General features: G+C 45.2%; 14 protein-coding genes and 3 tRNA genes. 4 read left to right on the forward strand and 13 right to left on the reverse strand.

From position 1 onward, the window contains the following. Both QHH00_07865 and QHH00_07870 read left to right on the forward strand, forming a co-directional pair. Positions 1-1,180, forward strand: a 1,180-nt coding sequence (locus QHH00_07865; GenBank protein ID MDH7509294.1) for a Ni/Fe hydrogenase subunit alpha, incomplete at its 5' end; no start/stop codon positions are given. 141 nt (positions 1,181-1,321) lie between these two features. After that, on the forward strand, positions 1,322-1,843 hold the full coding sequence (locus tag QHH00_07870) for a DUF2148 domain-containing protein (protein ID MDH7509295.1): 522 nt from the start codon (positions 1,322-1,324) through the stop codon (positions 1,841-1,843). On the opposite strand, the gene QHH00_07875 is transcribed toward QHH00_07870, so the two are convergent. Then, entirely contained in the window at positions 1,800-2,576 is a 777-nt protein-coding gene (locus tag QHH00_07875; GenBank protein ID MDH7509296.1) for a metallophosphoesterase, read from the reverse strand. The genes QHH00_07870 and QHH00_07875 overlap by 44 nt on opposite strands. 88 nt (positions 2,577-2,664) lie before the next feature. Next, positions 2,665-3,342 carry a YfcE family phosphodiesterase gene (locus QHH00_07880; GenBank protein ID MDH7509297.1) on the reverse strand — a complete coding sequence of 226 codons (678 nt, stop codon included), beginning with the start codon at positions 3,340-3,342 and terminating at the stop codon, positions 2,665-2,667. Between the two features lie 241 nt (positions 3,343-3,583). Between QHH00_07880 and QHH00_07885 the strand changes: the two genes are divergently transcribed. Further along, entirely contained in the window at positions 3,584-3,874 is a 291-nt protein-coding gene (locus QHH00_07885) for a DUF211 domain-containing protein (GenBank protein ID MDH7509298.1), read from the forward strand. On the opposite strand, the gene QHH00_07890 is transcribed toward QHH00_07885, so the two are convergent. The 6 genes from QHH00_07890 to QHH00_07915 all read right to left on the reverse strand — a co-directional run bounded on the left by QHH00_07890 (position 3,862) and on the right by QHH00_07915 (position 9,495). Then, a complete protein-coding gene (locus QHH00_07890; GenBank protein ID MDH7509299.1) occupies positions 3,862-4,155 on the reverse strand; it encodes a signal recognition particle subunit SRP19/SEC65 family protein in 294 nt (97 codons plus the stop codon). The two genes, QHH00_07885 and QHH00_07890, sit on opposite strands and share 13 nt — an antisense overlap. A gap of 40 nt (positions 4,156-4,195) precedes the next feature. Continuing rightward, positions 4,196-4,576 (reverse strand): 30S ribosomal protein S8e, encoded by a 381-nt coding sequence (locus QHH00_07895; GenBank protein ID MDH7509300.1) that lies wholly within the window; start codon positions 4,574-4,576, stop codon positions 4,196-4,198. Between the two features lie 461 nt (positions 4,577-5,037). Continuing rightward, a complete protein-coding gene (locus QHH00_07900; GenBank protein MDH7509301.1) occupies positions 5,038-7,833 on the reverse strand; it encodes a cation-translocating P-type ATPase in 2,796 nt (931 codons plus the stop codon). Positions 7,834-8,412: 579 nt separating this feature from the next. Beyond that, positions 8,413-8,583 (reverse strand) — tRNA-Trp (locus tag QHH00_07905). A 179-nt stretch (positions 8,584-8,762) separates the two neighbouring features. Then, positions 8,763-8,885, reverse strand: a tRNA-Arg gene (locus tag QHH00_07910). Positions 8,886-8,928: 43 nt separating this feature from the next. Beyond that, a complete protein-coding gene (locus tag QHH00_07915) occupies positions 8,929-9,495 on the reverse strand; it encodes a hypothetical protein (protein MDH7509302.1) in 567 nt (188 codons plus the stop codon). Between the two features lie 603 nt (positions 9,496-10,098). On the opposite strand from QHH00_07915, the gene QHH00_07920 reads away from it, so the two are divergent. After that, positions 10,099-10,677, forward strand: coding sequence for a nitroreductase family protein (locus tag QHH00_07920; GenBank protein ID MDH7509303.1), 579 nt, complete (start codon positions 10,099-10,101; stop codon positions 10,675-10,677). Positions 10,678-10,703: 26 nt separating this feature from the next. Here QHH00_07920 and QHH00_07925 read toward each other — a convergent pair whose 3' ends face one another. From QHH00_07925 to QHH00_07945, 5 genes are all read right to left on the reverse strand, one after another. Next, entirely contained in the window at positions 10,704-11,588 is an 885-nt protein-coding gene (locus tag QHH00_07925; GenBank protein ID MDH7509304.1) for an amidohydrolase family protein, read from the reverse strand. A 193-nt stretch (positions 11,589-11,781) separates the two neighbouring features. Further along, entirely contained in the window at positions 11,782-12,771 is a 990-nt protein-coding gene (locus QHH00_07930; protein MDH7509305.1) for a zinc-dependent alcohol dehydrogenase family protein, read from the reverse strand. A gap of 308 nt (positions 12,772-13,079) precedes the next feature. After that, positions 13,080-13,979 (reverse strand): 4-hydroxy-tetrahydrodipicolinate synthase, encoded by a 900-nt coding sequence (gene dapA / locus QHH00_07935; protein ID MDH7509306.1) that lies wholly within the window; start codon positions 13,977-13,979, stop codon positions 13,080-13,082. Between the two features lie 824 nt (positions 13,980-14,803). Next, positions 14,804-14,876 (reverse strand) — tRNA-Ala (locus QHH00_07940). Positions 14,877-15,019: 143 nt separating this feature from the next. Continuing rightward, positions 15,020-15,697, reverse strand: a 678-nt coding sequence (locus QHH00_07945) for an amidophosphoribosyltransferase (GenBank protein ID MDH7509307.1), incomplete at its 5' end; no start/stop codon positions are given.

The raw sequence follows: 15,697 nt of genomic DNA on the forward strand, positions 1-15,697 counted from the left end.
ACATTATGTTCACAGCCATATCGCTCACTTTTACGCCCTTGCTGCACCTGACTTCGTGATGGGCCCCGCTGCTCCGGCGGGCAAAAGGAACATCCTCGGCGTCGTTGACACAGTTGGACTTGAGATTGGCGGGGCCGTAATTAGGCACAGATCTTATGCCCAAAAAATCCAAGAGATGCTCGGCGGAAAGGCAACTCACCCCGTTTGTGGTATCCCAGGCGGCATGTCGAAGCCTATCAGTGAAGACGAAAGGAAAGAAATCGAGAAGATGGCAAAATCTTGCGTCGAGTTTTCCAAATTTACATGTCAACTCTTCGAAGACGTTGTTCTGAAGAACAAAGAGTACCTATCAATCATTACTGATCCGAACATCTTCTACAATGAAACGAACTACGTCGGACTTGTGGATAAGAACAACAAAATCAATTTCTACGACGGCGTGCTCAGAGCGATCGATCCGAAAGGGAACGAAATTGCGAAATTCGATCCAAAGGACTATCTCGAGTACATTGGCGAACATGTCGAGCCGTGGAGCTATGAGAAGTTCTGTTTCCTGAAGAAAATCGGATGGAAGGGACTTATTGATGGACCAGATAGCGGTGTCTATCGCGTCGCACCACTAGCAAGGATAAATGTGTCGAACGGATTCACGACGCCGCTTGCACAAGCAGAGTACGAGAAGATGATAGGATTCTTCAGGGATGCCGGTGTAAAAGGGCCGATTCACCACACGCAAGCGTATCACTGGGCTAGGGTTATCGAACTTCTTTATGCATCGGAGAGACTGCTTGAACTCGCTCAGGATCCAGAGATCACGAGTAAGGACATCAAAACGAAGACAAAAACGCCTGGGGAAGGCGTTGGTTGCGTAGAAGCGCCGAGAGGCGTACTCATCCACCACTACGTTTCTGACGAAAACGGCATCGTTCAAAATGTCAATCTAATCGTTGGGACAACAAACAACAACGCACCGATCAATATTAGTGTGGCAAAGGCGGCAAAGGCCCTCATCAAGAATTGGGAGGTTTCACCAGGGTTGCTTAACATGGTCGAGATGGCCTACAGGGCATACGATCCATGCAACTCCTGCGCAACGCACACATTACCGGGGCATATGCCACTCACCGTAATCATCAGAAAGCCTGATGGCACCGAGTTCAAGAAGATCTCAAATTTCTGAAACATTTTCCTCTTCTTTCCCATTTTTCTCATACATTTGCTATTTGAGGATACGAGTGTGGCGCCAAACCATTTTTTGAGAATATAATGCATTCGAAAATAATTTAGGAGAAGGTTTGGATTACGGGTGAAGGTGCATCAAATGGAAAGTGCGGTCAAACTTGTCGCCGATTTGATGGCGATTTCTGCGAAAACTGCGCCAAAAGGACTAGGAAAGGATTACGTCGAAATTAAGGTCCTAACAGGCGATGACGTGAAGAAACTTGGCGATACAATGATCCAGATGGCAAAGGAGAGGAATGAGCAAGGATTCACGAGGGATGGGAAAAATGTACTCGAATCAAGTGCTGTCTTGCTCCTCGGATTACGCGATCACCCTCCAAACGGCGTCGATTGTGCTGGGTGCGGTTTTCTTTGCGAGGAAATGAAGGTGAGTCACCTTGAAAGGGACTTTGTTGGGCCGAATTGCATTTTTAGACTTCTCGATCTGGGAATTGCAATTGGGTCCGCAGTAAAGACCGCAAGCATCCACAATGTTGATAACAGAGTAATGTACAGAGTAGGGGTGGCCGCAAGAAAGGCGGGATTCATCAATTCGAGAATAGTGATCGGGATTCCGCTCAGCGCGACAACAAAGAGCCTCTATTTCGATAGGAAACAGTGATATCTTTCACCCTGCCAAGATTGACGCCGTCGAGGAGATGAACCTCAGCGTTGGCGACATCAATAATCTTATTTTTGAAGAGTGGACCTAGTAGTTCACAATCTTCTGTGTTGACTGGCGAGCCGCCAAGCATTCGATTGAGAGCGGGCATAATGATGATCTCGTTCGGAAAAGTATCAAAATAATCGAAAGCTGTGTTCGTAGGGGAAGCCCTCAACCAACACGGCTCCGTCTGCACATTCCCGAGTCCATCTTCAAAAATCACTGTGGGATGATTGTGAGACATGACAAGAATTTCACATGAAACGAGATCGAGTGAAGGCCATGTGTGCCCATGAAGAAACCCAATATTCCCGACCGAGAACCCTGCTGAGGAGTGCAAAACGACTCCGTCAGGCAGGCACTCCTCCACACCCCCGTCATGGTTCCCCTTGACAATATCGATTCGTTTGAAAAGGGCTTTCATCTTCGTTAAAAATAGAGGGATTTCGATGTTCTCCTGTCTCGTTGTCCCTGGTACTTGGTGCTTGATGTCGCCGAGGAGAATCAACCGGTCATGAGATTTGCTTAACACATGAAGTTCTTCTTCCATTCTATGAGTCTGACTCGGCACATGTATCCCTTTTCTCCTCAGCTCCTCCTCAAGGCCGATATGGAGGTCACCCGCACAAAGGATTTTTTCGTCGTTCGTAATCTCGAGAACAGGATGATCTGGAATGGGCTGCGCATTCATCCGCTGGGAGAGCATGTTTTCGCCTTATTGCTTTATCTTATCTTTTGTTCTTCGCTAAGTCCTTCTTATTCACTCGAACATCGGATTATCAAAAGCCATACTTCAATCTCTCCCCTAGGAACTGAGGAAGCCCGGCTTCCCTCACTTTTCTCTCAACTTCACTAAAATCGTACTCTACTCTTCTGATCCATGCTTCCCTTGAGCTTGAATCGAAGAGGATGTAGCTTGCGCGCGGGTCACTGTCCCTTGGTTGTCCCACAGAGCCGGCATTAATTATCATCCCTCGTTTCATTTTCTTAATGAACGGTATATGCGTATGACCAGTGACGACAAGCCATGAGCCACTCATCTCAAGCAACTCTTCAGTCGCATCAATTTCATAGAGATATTCATCATCGTCCCTCGGTGATCCGTGATAAACGCCGACTACCAAATCGTCTATCTGAGTGGTCATTCGTGAACGGAGAGATCGCAGGTAATCAACATATTCAGCTTTGATATTCTTTGCCGTCCATAGAATCGCTTCAGCTGCCATTCTATTCATGCCGACGGGATTGATCCTCACGACAGCTCGATCATGATTCCCGACGATCGAACTGATCCGATGTGATGCAACGCGCTCGATGGTTTCATTTGGATATGGGTAATAACCGACAATATCACCGGCACAGATGATTGCATCTGCCTCGTATTTCTCTATATCCTTCAGCACGGCATCAAATGCGATTACATTAGCATGGATGTCCGAAATGAAGGCGATAAGCACATATTCAACATTCGATGCAACGATAGTTATAACTTTCCCGCGAATGCGCCAAATTTGGGTAATTTGTATACATAACAAAACTGGAAAGCAAGCAAGAATAGAATATTAAATAGGTCTATTTGGTAACCAGATGAATGAAATAACTATTGATCCTGAAAAACCAGTTTTTAAAAGATCCCAAATGATTTTTCATAACGATTTTATATCTCGGTTGCATTTCAAATTTGGAAAGTGATCCGAATTGAGCGACATCAAACGATTGGTTCTCGATGTTCTCAAGCCACACCACCCCTCGATTGTCGAACTTTCCAAGCGGTTGAGTGTATTGAGCGGTGTCTCTGGTGTAAATTGTACTTTAGAAGAGGTTGACCAAGAGACGGAAAGTATCAAGATCACGATCGAGGGAACATCAATCGACTTTGAGGAAGTCGAGCGGACAATCGCAGACACGGGTGCTGTGATCCACTCAGTCGACAGCGTTTCTGCTGGCAAGAAACTCGTTGAAGAAGTCGAAACGCCTCAGGATCGTTGAATTTTCGAAAGTTCTGCAGCAACCAGTGCAATCAACTTGGACTTTGGCATTGACTTTTCGACGAGGATTCTTCCCTTATGATCCCACCAGTTCGAAGGATACGCCTTATCCTTTTCGATTCTATACTCCAATCCCAATTTTTCGACCGCTTTTGCCAATAACTCAACCGTTGGATCGTTGATTGCTAACGACCGTCGAACCTTCCTTCCCTGCGAACGCTTCCGTTTTATGTCAAAATATTCTGGCCAGAGAACCCAAGCCGTGTCCTCGTCGAAGACCATAAACGGAACAAGAATAAGTTCGTATAAATAATTTGGCCATTCATTTGATTAGAACGGCGTTAATAGCACCATCCCTACCAGGTCGAGAAGTCACCCTGGCAAGACCTATTTCTGTTTGGATGACCGCGCCCTTATTGATGATGTTTCGCTGCACATAGTTGGGATTGGCGGGATTCTCTTTCACGGTTACGATCTTCACGCGCGCCGTCCTCTTATTTGAAGGATCAACTACGTTCGCGTATTTCGCCGATAGCATCCTAACTTTCCAGTTGCCGCCCATCGTCCTATACTTCTTCAGCTTCTCTTCCCCGAGATGGGTCGGCTGCACTTCCGAACCGATTTCAAACCGACGCTTCTTCCTGTTAGGTCGCAATCTTCCGCCGGATGGTTTTCTCTGCGACCGTCCTTGCCAAAGAGCCATGTCTATCCCAGGACACTAGAAAAGGAACGCTATATAAAATACTTACTTCTCTTGCTCTCAACGAGAGTTAAATCAAAATCTGCGTTGCCAAAATTAAACCGAAACACGCAGAGATCTCTTCGTAACTAAATCATTCATCGTAAAATCTTCATCCACCAGATAGATGAACTCACCCACTGAAAAACGCAGGCCACAGATTTTATGAACATCAACTGGTCTTGAAATCAAAGATTATGATGATTTAGAGCAATTAAGGTGATACCACTAATTGATTCCACTAAATAGGAGCAATAATCGCAAAAATTCCTCCCAACGGCTCCCCTAGATGCAAACGGAAGCGTTGACTGCAGACCAATCATTCGATACATGTTTGTTGAGTTTTGGCAAAACTCAGGAATCACCCATCATGGCCATCGATGAAGTCATCAGCCGCATGAAGAGTTGATCGCCCTTCCGACAGGTCAGCTAGCTGCCTCATACGGATTCAGCTTTTTCTTATTCCGATAGTGAGAGAGAACATGCTTGAGCAATTCCATTGAAAGAAGAACGATTATCGCGCCGCCTATCACCCACGCGATGTCTTCGATGGACGGCGGTACCAGGTGAAGTGCCTCTCGCGTCACAGGGATCTGTAGCAATATAACAATGAGAATGATTTCCCATATCACGGTAAACATGAGCAATCTGTGAGGTTTCACTTTGCTAATTGGGAATGTCAGAGACCTGCAGCTCAGCGCTATCACCAGCTCGATAGCAATGAACATCAAGAACATTCTGCTCCTGGCAGCATCAACTCCTAAATGCAGAGCTGCCAGAAAACCCAATAATAAAACAGGAGTCTCGATGATGAGTGCGCGAAGCAGGAAAAGCTTAACATCCCTGGTGAAAACAGGTTCATTCTTGGGTCGAGGTGGTAGTGTCATTAGGTCTGGATCGCCAGGAGAAAAACTCAACGCCAATGCTGGTAATCCGTCCGTTGCAAGATTAATATATAAGATGTGAACAGCAAGTAGAGGAAACGCGCCCTCTCCTGAGAAACCAAACAATGGTAGGACTACAAGTACACCGAGAGCGATAACAGCGATTTCAACCAAATTTGCTTGAAGTAAATATGTCAAATACTTCTTGATATTGCCGTAGATCAGTCGTCCATATTCCACTGCTTTTATTATGGTCGCGAAATTGTCATCTCCAAGGACCATATGCGACGCTTCTTTGGCGACATCGGTTCCCGTGATCCCCATCGCTATTCCTATGTCTGCGCGTTTCAAAGCAGGGGCATCGTTCACGCCGTCTCCGGTCATTGCTACAACATAATTTCGCTTTTTCCATGCCTCAACTATTTTCAATTTATGCAATGGGGAGACTCGCGCATAGACAGTGACTTTCTCAACGATTTTCTCGTACTCTTCATCTGGTATTTGCTCAAGTTCCTCTCCTGTTAAAACTAAGTCTCCCTCTGCGTAGATCCCCAGTTCCCTCGCTATGGCAACAGCAGTGAGTTTATGATCCCCTGTAATCATAATTGTCCTAATTCCTATTCTCTTTGCTACATTGATTGCATCAATTGCGTCTTTGCGCGGTGGATCCATCATACCGATGAGACCAAGAAAGATCAAATCCCTTTCAACGTCGCTTGCACTTGTAACGTCAACTTCCGCAGGCAGGGGTCTTTCCGCAACGGCCAGAACTCTCATGCCGTTTGATGCCATTTCCTCAGCGATTGACATGATACGATTTCTCTCACTTTCTAATAGCGGCTCGATCGATTCAGACGCCATATGATGAGAACAACGGGCCAATATGATCTCGGGGGCACCTTTCGCAATCGCTATCTGACCAGTATCTGAGAACTCGTGCATTGTTGTCATCATTTTCCTTTCAGAACTAAATGGAATTTCATAAAAACGCCCGCAAACATTGCGTAGGTGGACGAGTGACGAGTCGATTTTTTCTGCGAACACGATGAGCGCACCTTCAGTCGTATCTCCCTTCACGACTCTTCTACCACTCTCGTCGTATTCGAGTCTAGCATCGTTGCAAAGGATAGCTGCCCGAGCTAATCTGGTAATTTGTTTCCTTTCTTCCACGGATATAGGCACGCCTCCAAGGAGGACCTCCCCAGTGGGGTCATAACCTACTCCCGTTACTTCGTAACATTTTCCTGCAAAGTATACCTGCCTTACAGTCATTTCACCCTTGGTCAATGTCCCCGTTTTGTCTGTGCAAATTACTTGAGTGCTGCCGAGCGTCTCAATCGCATGCATTTTTCGAATGAGAGCATTCCTTTCGGCCATCTTGCGCATTCCTATAGCGAGATTTGCGGTGACAATCGCCGGCAACGCTTCGGGAACAGCTGCGACAGCCAAAGCTACTGCAAACAGGAGAACCCTAAAAAAGAAGTTGAAACTCAACGCTCCATAGAGATAGAAACTCATTATTGTCTCATATCCCAATATTAATATCACGAGAATTAAAGAGATAAAGCCTAGTTTTTTTCCAATCTCGTCCATCCGCCTTTCAAGCGGAGTCTTCTCCTCTTCAACCTGACTCAAAGCCTCTGCGATCTTGCCGAATTCGGTTTTCATTCCAGTTGCCGTGACGACGCCCTTTCCTTTCCCACAAATCACCGTTGTTCCGAAAAAAAGCATATTAATCCTTTCGGATCGGGCAACACCCCTAGGCAACGGCTTAACCGTTTTTAAGACTGGCAAAGACTCACCGGTGAGGGGGGCTTCATCCACCTGGAGATTCGTCGCCTCAACAAGACGCATGTCCGCTGGCACTTTGTCTCCCGCGGCGAGCACTACAATGTCCCCGGGAACCAACTCTTTAGCTGGAATTTGGATTTCTAGACCGTCGCGCCTCACTGTACACGTAGGTGCTAGCAATTTCTTCAGGGCCTCAAGAGCTCTCTCAGCCCTGTATTCCTGTGCGAAACCTAGAATAACAACAAAAATGACAATTACCAGAATTACTATCGCATCAACTAATTCTCCCATAAAAGCCGAGATAATTGTAGCAATTAAGAGTAAGATCAGGAGCAGGTTCCTGAATTGCTTGATCAGGATATGGACTGGCGATACTCGTTTGCGGCTAGCTAGTTCATTATAGCCATATACATTTAAACGCGAACGGGCCTCTTCAGTAGACAACCCCTTTTCCACATCAGTCTTCAATAAAGACAAAACGACGTCGGTTTCCAGAAACTCCCAGGAATTTTCAGAATTCGCTCCAACCGTCGATTGATTTTCCACGATTCCCCGTAAACGAATGATATCTAGTTTAAGATTTCGACATCATGGCGGTTAAGCTCCAATCGCGCAAGATCTGAATATCCGTTTCTGATTGCCTTTTTTTCGACCCTAGCCACATGGAAACTGAAGGATTTGCTTCAATTATCTTTAGGCCCCTGAAATCTGGCCTTGGAATTGAATTACCCAGAGTGATCGTAATGTCGATCGAACGTAGTTTTGCTGGAGAACAATTGATTTCATAACGGATAATCACCACTCGAACGAAAAAACGCACGCTTTTTCGAATTCAGATGCGGACGACACGATGGCGCAGTGCGTAATGATCCCGCCACCACTGTGTTTCTAGTTACTCCCCCAATTCCTGTTTTACATTGAGGTGGTGACAAGGTAAAGATAATCGATCATGCCGGAAGGCACCTCTGAATGATCCATATTTATTATAGACCGCCGATATATAATGGATCTGGAAAAGCCTGAAAAGATAAAAGAAATGTTGAACTTCCTCTTTTATATTTTGGCTAGCTAAATAAAAATATTTTTGCAAGTCCGCTTGTCATAAGCCAGTTTGCTCAGGAAAAGTGGGGGCGCTGGGATTTGAACCCAGATCAGCGGGTTTCCACCACGCGGGGAGCGACCCCGCACGAATTAACGGGTCATCGCTCCAGTTATTCATCACTGGTCAGCCTACCCGTTGACAATCACGCCCAATTAACTGGAGCCCGCGAGGATGCCGTGTTACCCCACACCCCCATGCGATCCTCAAGCCTTCCTCATCTTCTGCTGTCGCTTTCGGCGCCGCATTTTCTTCTTTCGCCACTTCCAACGCATCTTGCCCCGCTTCTTCCAAGCGCGTGAACTTCTCTTCATCCATATTCCTCGTTTATTCGTGCCGTGATTGTATAGATACTTATCAACCTTTTGATACAGAATGGCGGGCCCGTCGGGAATTTCGCCCAATGACCAGGGATTCGAACCCGAGACATCTGGCTTGCTTCCACGGTACAATCTCGTGATAGAAGGCCAGCGCTATGTCCAGGCTAAGCCACGAGCCCGCAGAAACTCGATATTAGTTCTCCAATTTAAATCTTTAGAGTTTCAATAGCAAGTAAGTGTCAAAAACGATTGGATTGGACGACCGAGCAGGAGCATCAGCGATTCGGCAACGGCTAGGAGACCAAGAAAGAAGAGGACTGGACGGAAGCTGATTACCCCCCCAAAAAAGTCGATGACTCCTTCAAGAGCCCTGAGCACAATGTACACTAAAATCATAACAACAAAGACGACGACCAAAATGGTAATCGGAGATAACGTGATAATTGTCAGCGATTTTGAAAGGTTGTATAAAATCAAACCCAAGACGAGACCCACAATCAAGCTTATGAGGGATGCCCATCGAATCCTCTTGAAAACGCGAAAGAAAAGCCCCAACCCAAGGGAAATGAAAATAAGCATCGTCGATGACTGGTCCCAGCCGCTCTTCTGATAAATCGAAGCCCCAACAAAAATCATGAAAGCACCAATAAGAAAGCCGATGACTGCAAGAATTTCATCATAATGGCTCCTTTGATCCTTGCCAATTATCGCGATCAATACCGCTGCTACACCTCCGACGAGGAGAATAATGGAGAGCACAGTCCCAGAAAAAAGCCCGTCAATCAACATGATCAGTATTGCTTTCTCGTTTACTAAACTTTTGATCACTTACAATTGCAAAAGTTGTGTGTGGGAGAAGATGAGATCAAGAAAAATTGGCCAGGAATTATAGATGTAATAGGGGATTGGAGCAAAGAGTTGAAAGCAAGTATGATCCTTAAAAGATAACCAAGATTCCAAAAATCTGGTATTACGAAATTGGACTTTAGATCCTAATTCATGTTAAAGAGTCTTTGAAATTGTTTTAGCGAGGCTAAACAAATAGATCGTTTAGGTGAAAATCTTCCCAGCTCTCTTGCACAAGCACTGCAAGAAGGATCATTCGTCGGGGACGAAGATTGAACCCAGTTGTACGTGTGGTGATAAAATACAATAGACATCGATACGTGAAATTCCGGTACGAATGACCTAAAATTTTCAGTAAGGCAAATGGTGCTTTAGCCCGATTCAATACTCACATTGCAATTCTTTTTACATTTCCTATTTGCATCACTAATCTAGTACACCACTTGGCGAATTAATAAGTGCGGTTTATCTTATTCAAAATAACTTCTGCAATGTGAACGAGAACGCAATCATTATTACTGGTATCCTTCAATTAAAAACGTGAGGATGAACCTCATGCAGGTACACGAAGCGATTAAAGAAAGGAGGGCAAAGAGGGCTCTCGACACGACCCCAATTGAAAAAAATGTTTTGAATGAACTTATCGATGCCATACGATTCGCACCCTCGTGTTTTAACAATCAGCCGTGGCGAATCATTATCGTTTCTGATAAAGAAACGCTACAAGAGGTTAAGAGAACACTCTCAAAAGGAAACGCGTGGGCGACGCGCTCACCATTGATCTTCGTTGTTGCTTCGAGGCCTGAGGACGACTGCCGTCTCAGCGACCGCAGAGATTATCACCTTTTCAGTTGCGGACTAGCGATCGGACAGATGCTGCTGATGGCAACCGAACTCAAATTGATAGCACATCCAATCGCAGGTTACGATCCTATAGAAATCAAAAAAATCCTAAAAATTCCAGAAGAATACATCGTTATAACTCTCGTCATATGCGGATACCAGGGGTCAGACCAATCGCTTTTATCACCTAAGCAGTTGGAAGCTGAATTAGAAAGACCTGAAAGAAAACCGATCAGTGAGAATTTCTTCTCCAATACATGGGGGAATCCGATTACACCATAGACTACTCAAATGATTCATAGTAAGCGTTAAACCAAAGAGAGAAATGTTTTGCCAAGTACTCTTTCCTTTACTTCTTCATCCGCCCAATTATTTTCAACAAGAAAACGAACCCATTGGGAGTGCGGATAGCTCATGTCAAACAAGGGCCAGTCTGATCCGAAAATCAAACGATCCGGCATGAGAGATGCAGCTTCCCTTAAACGCGAGATTGCGATCTCCGGTTGGGACGGAAGCCAACCCTGAAGAGCTGAGCAGTCCGTGTACACATTCTCAAATTCCCTGGCCAACTCATATGTCTCAAATCGCCATTTTCCACCAAGATGTGCGATGATGATTTTGATTGATGGAAACCTCTCCAGAACATTCTTAAAATAAATTGGATGATTGAAACTCTCATCAAGTGGCCCCCAGCTCGCTCCAGCATGAGTGACAACGATGAGGTTTAGATCGTTAACAAGGTTCCAAAATTCACCAACCAAGCTGTCATCGGGTCGAAATCCAGTTCCTGGGTAAATCTTAACCCCTTTTGCATCGAATTTCTTGACCATCTTTTCGATGAGGTCGTGCGCCCTTTTCCCCCGCATCGGATCGACGCCGATGAATGGAATGAGCCTATCTCCATAGCTGGCGCAGGATTCAAAGACCCATTCATTATATACTTCAACGGTCGCACGTGGTTCCTCGATTCTTCCAAAATCAAGTGGCAAGACCACACTCTTGTCAATGCCAGCGGCATCCATTGAAGAAATGAGCATCTCCGCATCAACCTCAGACATCGGCCAGTCCTGCTCCCTATCGATGCTCATATCGATGAGACCATCCAGCTCGAGCAAAGGCTCGAGATACGCCCGTAGTATAGAATTTGGTAGCATCGTTCGTTTCCAAATGTGCACGTGGGAATCAATGATCATGCTTTTGTCGTGAAGAGGGCCATGAATATTTATTAGTTGCTGGCTGAATTCTCATAAACAAAATGAAAAAGCGATTGTTCTTAGAAAGAAAGAATTGAATCGGGAACACTGCAGTTAGTTCCCGCGGTTCATTGAACAGGGCAACCACTGGCCAAACCCCAGCAAACGACATGAAAAAAAAACGATCGACATGTCACTCGATTCTGAGCACCGCCGCACCTTCAATCTCTGATTTCTTCATCAACTGCATCGCCACATTAGCTTCCTCAAGCTTAAATGAGCGAACTTCTGTCCTAATAGGAATCCGTCCGGCGATTTTGAGAAACTGTTCTGCATCCTCCCTTGTCACATTCGCAACGCTTGCAATCTTACGCTCATGCCACAACAAATCGTATGGAAGCTCAGGTATCGGGGACATATGTATCGCATTTATCACTAGAGTCCCAGCTCGGTCGATTGATTTGAGCGCTTCTCGAACAATCCAACCAGCAGGCGCAAATATGATGGCGCTATCGAGTTTCTCCGGGGAAGCGTCCCGTGCATCCCCAACCCATTTGGCCCCCAATTTCCTTGCATGTTCTCTGTGCTTCTCGCTTCTCGTGAACACATAAACGTCACATCCCAAGATGTTTGCTAATTGAATTACAATGTGAGCTGACGCGCCGAAGCCAAAAAGTCCCAATTTTTGACCTGGTTTTACATTGGAATGACGGAACGATCTATATCCGATGACACCAGCGCAAAGCAACGGTGCCGCATTTTCGTCTGAAAAAATATCTGGGATGGGATACGCATAATCCTCCCTCACGACCATATATTCTTCATATCCCCCATTTGCATGGAGGCCCGTGAATTTTGCATTTTCGCACAAATTTTCAAGCCCCATCTTACAGAATTTGCAAAGACCACATGAGGAATAGAGCCATGCGACACCAACTCGCTCTCCTTTCTTGTAACGGTAACATTCCTCACCGAGCTCATCAACAATACCGACTACCTCATGACCTGGAACGATTGGCAATTTTGGGAGGGGTAGCTCACCTTCAACTGTATGGAGGTCCGTATGGCAAACGCCGCAGGCTTTGATTTTAATCCTTACTTCATTCCTAGCTGGTACAGGCTTTGGAACGTCAAGAAGTTTGAGGGGCTTTTCCTCGACGGATTTGCATTCTTCAAGCACCATTGCCTTCAGAGAATCACCTCTCGATTGATTCGAATTGTCTATTGATTTAAGTGACTATTGATTTGATTGAATTTCGAAGTAGGTAACATTTTGGGCTTGCGGTAGGATGATAGTAACACGTTAACTAATCAGGTTTTTGTGCCAAAAAGTGATGTAGCAAACGATTTTACATATATGTCAATTGAAACAAGTTATAATTAGAATAAATCACACAGCACTGCCCCTTTCATTTACCGCACATAGTCGATTTTAATTCTTAAGGAAAAATATGATTATAAAAAAGGAAGAGGCCTGATTGAAAGATTCATTCAGTTCTTTAGAACCCCGAGATTAACAAGTGCCTCCTTCAGCTGCACTCGCTCTTCATTAGACAGCTCCGGAAGCGGAGGTCTTACGTGGCCGGCTGGAAGGCCCATGAGTCTTAATGCTTCCTTGCAAGGCGCAACATATCCCGGGTCGTACTCAAAGAATCGATTGATCGTCTGTAATTTCATATGGATTTCGAGCGCTTTTCTAACATCGCCTCGCATGAACGTTTCGTACAATTCGACCATCTGCTTCGGGATAACGCAGGCCGCCGTTGAGAAGATCCCCTTTGCTCCGATGCAAAGTGCTGGAAAGAGCTGGCTGTCAATGCCAGTCATGACCGAAACCTGATCACCCATCACCCGAATAATCTCGATTGTCTGGCTGATATCGTATTCGCTTTGCTTGAGGCCAATCACATTCCTGATGTTCAGAATCCTAGTCATTAGCTTCGGCGGAATCGGATTTTTTGTATACCCTGGATTGTTGTAGACAACAATCGGTATTTCGGTGCTATTCGCAACCGCTTCATAATAACGGAAGATCTGTTCTGGTGGGAGTTTGAAATAATAAGGCTGAACGATGATGGCCGCATCCGCGCCCGCATTATCCGCATGTTTGGTGTAAAGAATCGTTTCTTTTACACTGCAACCGGTTGTGCAAGCAATAACAGGAATTCGTCCCCGAACAGCGTCAACAACGTGCTCTAACACCACCTTTCTTTCCTCGGGAAGAAGATGTGGAAATTCTCCATTTCCCCCGGTCGTCATAATCCCGTGGATTCCATTCTTTATGTAGAAGTCCACAAGTTTTCGAAGACCTTCGACGTCAACTTCATCTCCATGCGTAAATGGCGTGACGATGGCCACAAAGATCCCTTTCAAATTTGCTACACCTAACATGCGAATACCTCCGAGCTTATTCTGATATCGTATGCAGGTTTCTTTAACATTGCCGCTCTAGCCCAGAGAAACTGCTCAAAGATCGATGTGAGTATTTGCAGGCTCCAAAATCCCTCTATATCTTAGGAAAAGGTACTAGATCATGCCTAAGGAGAGCAGAAATTGGGCGAGTGAAGTTCTAACGGCCTAGGTTAAATTCAATAAGGCTCACGAGCATTTAAAGCGTTCCGCACGTAAGACCTTTTGGGTAGTCCTCAACCCTTGACCGCAAATGATCCATTCTTTGTCCTCAGGATATCTAATAACGATAGCGGTTAGAATTTCGATCTATCATTATTCTATTGTCAATACCAACAATCATGCTTGTTATGAGGTGTACTTAATAATGAACAATGTAAAGCAGGACATTAAGAACCCATCTATAAGTGATATAATTACTGTAATCTTGCAAAATGTTGCGATCTGGCTTACTGTCAAAAGAGATCAATTGGATTAGCGCGGTCTCCTCCCAATAGGTCAAGCTCTGCAATCGTTGAACATTTGCAGATTTCCATGACCATTATCACATGTATAGAAGAGATTCTAACTTTCGTCCAAATAGATTAAGATATTCACGTTCTTATGCATTGTATTCATAAGGCACTGGATTAAAGCTTTCTCATCAATCTCGGATATCCCAATATTGATCGACCTTCAATCGCAAGGGAACAGGTTTTATGCACCGTGGATACTCCACAAAATTGCCTGAACCCCCTGGAGAAATCCCACGAAATATCTTGAAGTTCTTTTAATATTAAGTCCAAACAAAATTTTCCATTAAAAAGTGGACCGGGCGAGATTTGAACTCGCGACCTCTACCATGCCAAGATAGCGATCTTCCAGCTGATCTACCGGCCCACGCATCTGCTCTCAAGGGAATTTTTGTAATTAAATCTTACCATTGATACCGGCACAGAAACCTGAAACAGCAATTTCAAAACACATCATCGAGAATAGATCAATATCAAATGAAATCATTCACTGGGCCATCAATGATTAACTCACAATTCAACCTCGAGTTTCTGCTGGAATCGCATCTTCTCTCCAGGTACATTTGTTGGATACTCAGCAGTCAGACATCCTAGACACAGATCACTCTCAGGGATATCTAGAGCTTCAACCAGGCCCTTAATGCTTATATACCCAATGCTATCGGCTGTGATCATCTTCGAGATTTCTTCGAACGAGCGGTTGACCGCGATGAACTGTTCACGCGTCTTCATATCAATGCCGTAGTAACACGGAGCCCTGATCGGGGGACAACCGACGCGAACATGAACCTCCTTTGCCCCAGCCCTCCTCACCATCTGCACAATCTTGCGCATCGTCGTTCCACGAACAATACTATCGTCGACAATTACGACGCGCTTCCCGCTGACTGTTGATCTGATAGGATTCAACTTAAGTAAAACGCCTTCATCTCTCTGATTCTGCTCAGGTAAAATAAAAGTCCGCTCGATGTAGCGGTTCTTCATGAAACCTTCTTCGTATTTGATCCCAGAATACTCTGCAAATCCAAGGGCATGACCCCTTCCTGAGTCGGGCACCGCTACAACAACGTCCGCATTGACTGGTTGCTCCTCCGCAAGCTTTCTGCCAATTCTTTTTCTGACACTGTAAACTTCCCGTCCGTCAATTACGGAATCAGGTCTCGCAAAATAGACCCATTCAAACATGCA

It is taken from the genome of Methanomassiliicoccales archaeon (assembly GCA_029907465.1).
Classification (GTDB): Archaea; Thermoplasmatota; Thermoplasmata; order Methanomassiliicoccales; family JACIVX01; genus JACIVX01.

Bases quoted from the DNA above. Each gene is read 5' to 3' on its own strand.
- QHH00_07875 (MDH7509296.1), bottom strand. From the start codon at position 2,576: ATGAATGCGCAGCCCATTCCAGATCATCCTGTTCTCGAGATTACGAAC.
- QHH00_07895 (MDH7509300.1), bottom strand. From the start codon at position 4,576: ATGGCTCTTTGGCAAGGACGGTCGCAGAGAAAACCATCCGGCGGAAGA.
- QHH00_07925 (MDH7509304.1), bottom strand. From the start codon at position 11,588: ATGATCATTGATTCCCACGTGCACATTTGGAAACGAACGATGCTACCA.
- QHH00_07920 (MDH7509303.1), top strand. From the start codon at position 10,099: ATGAACCTCATGCAGGTACACGAAGCGATTAAAGAAAGGAGGGCAAAG.
- QHH00_07915 (MDH7509302.1), bottom strand. From the start codon at position 9,495: ATGTTGATTGACGGGCTTTTTTCTGGGACTGTGCTCTCCATTATTCTC.
- dapA (MDH7509306.1), bottom strand. From the start codon at position 13,979: ATGTTAGGTGTAGCAAATTTGAAAGGGATCTTTGTGGCCATCGTCACG.
- QHH00_07890 (MDH7509299.1), bottom strand. From the start codon at position 4,155: ATGGTCTTCGACGAGGACACGGCTTGGGTTCTCTGGCCAGAATATTTT.
- QHH00_07870 (MDH7509295.1), top strand. From the start codon at position 1,322: ATGGAAAGTGCGGTCAAACTTGTCGCCGATTTGATGGCGATTTCTGCG.
- QHH00_07930 (MDH7509305.1), bottom strand. From the start codon at position 12,771: ATGGTGCTTGAAGAATGCAAATCCGTCGAGGAAAAGCCCCTCAAACTT.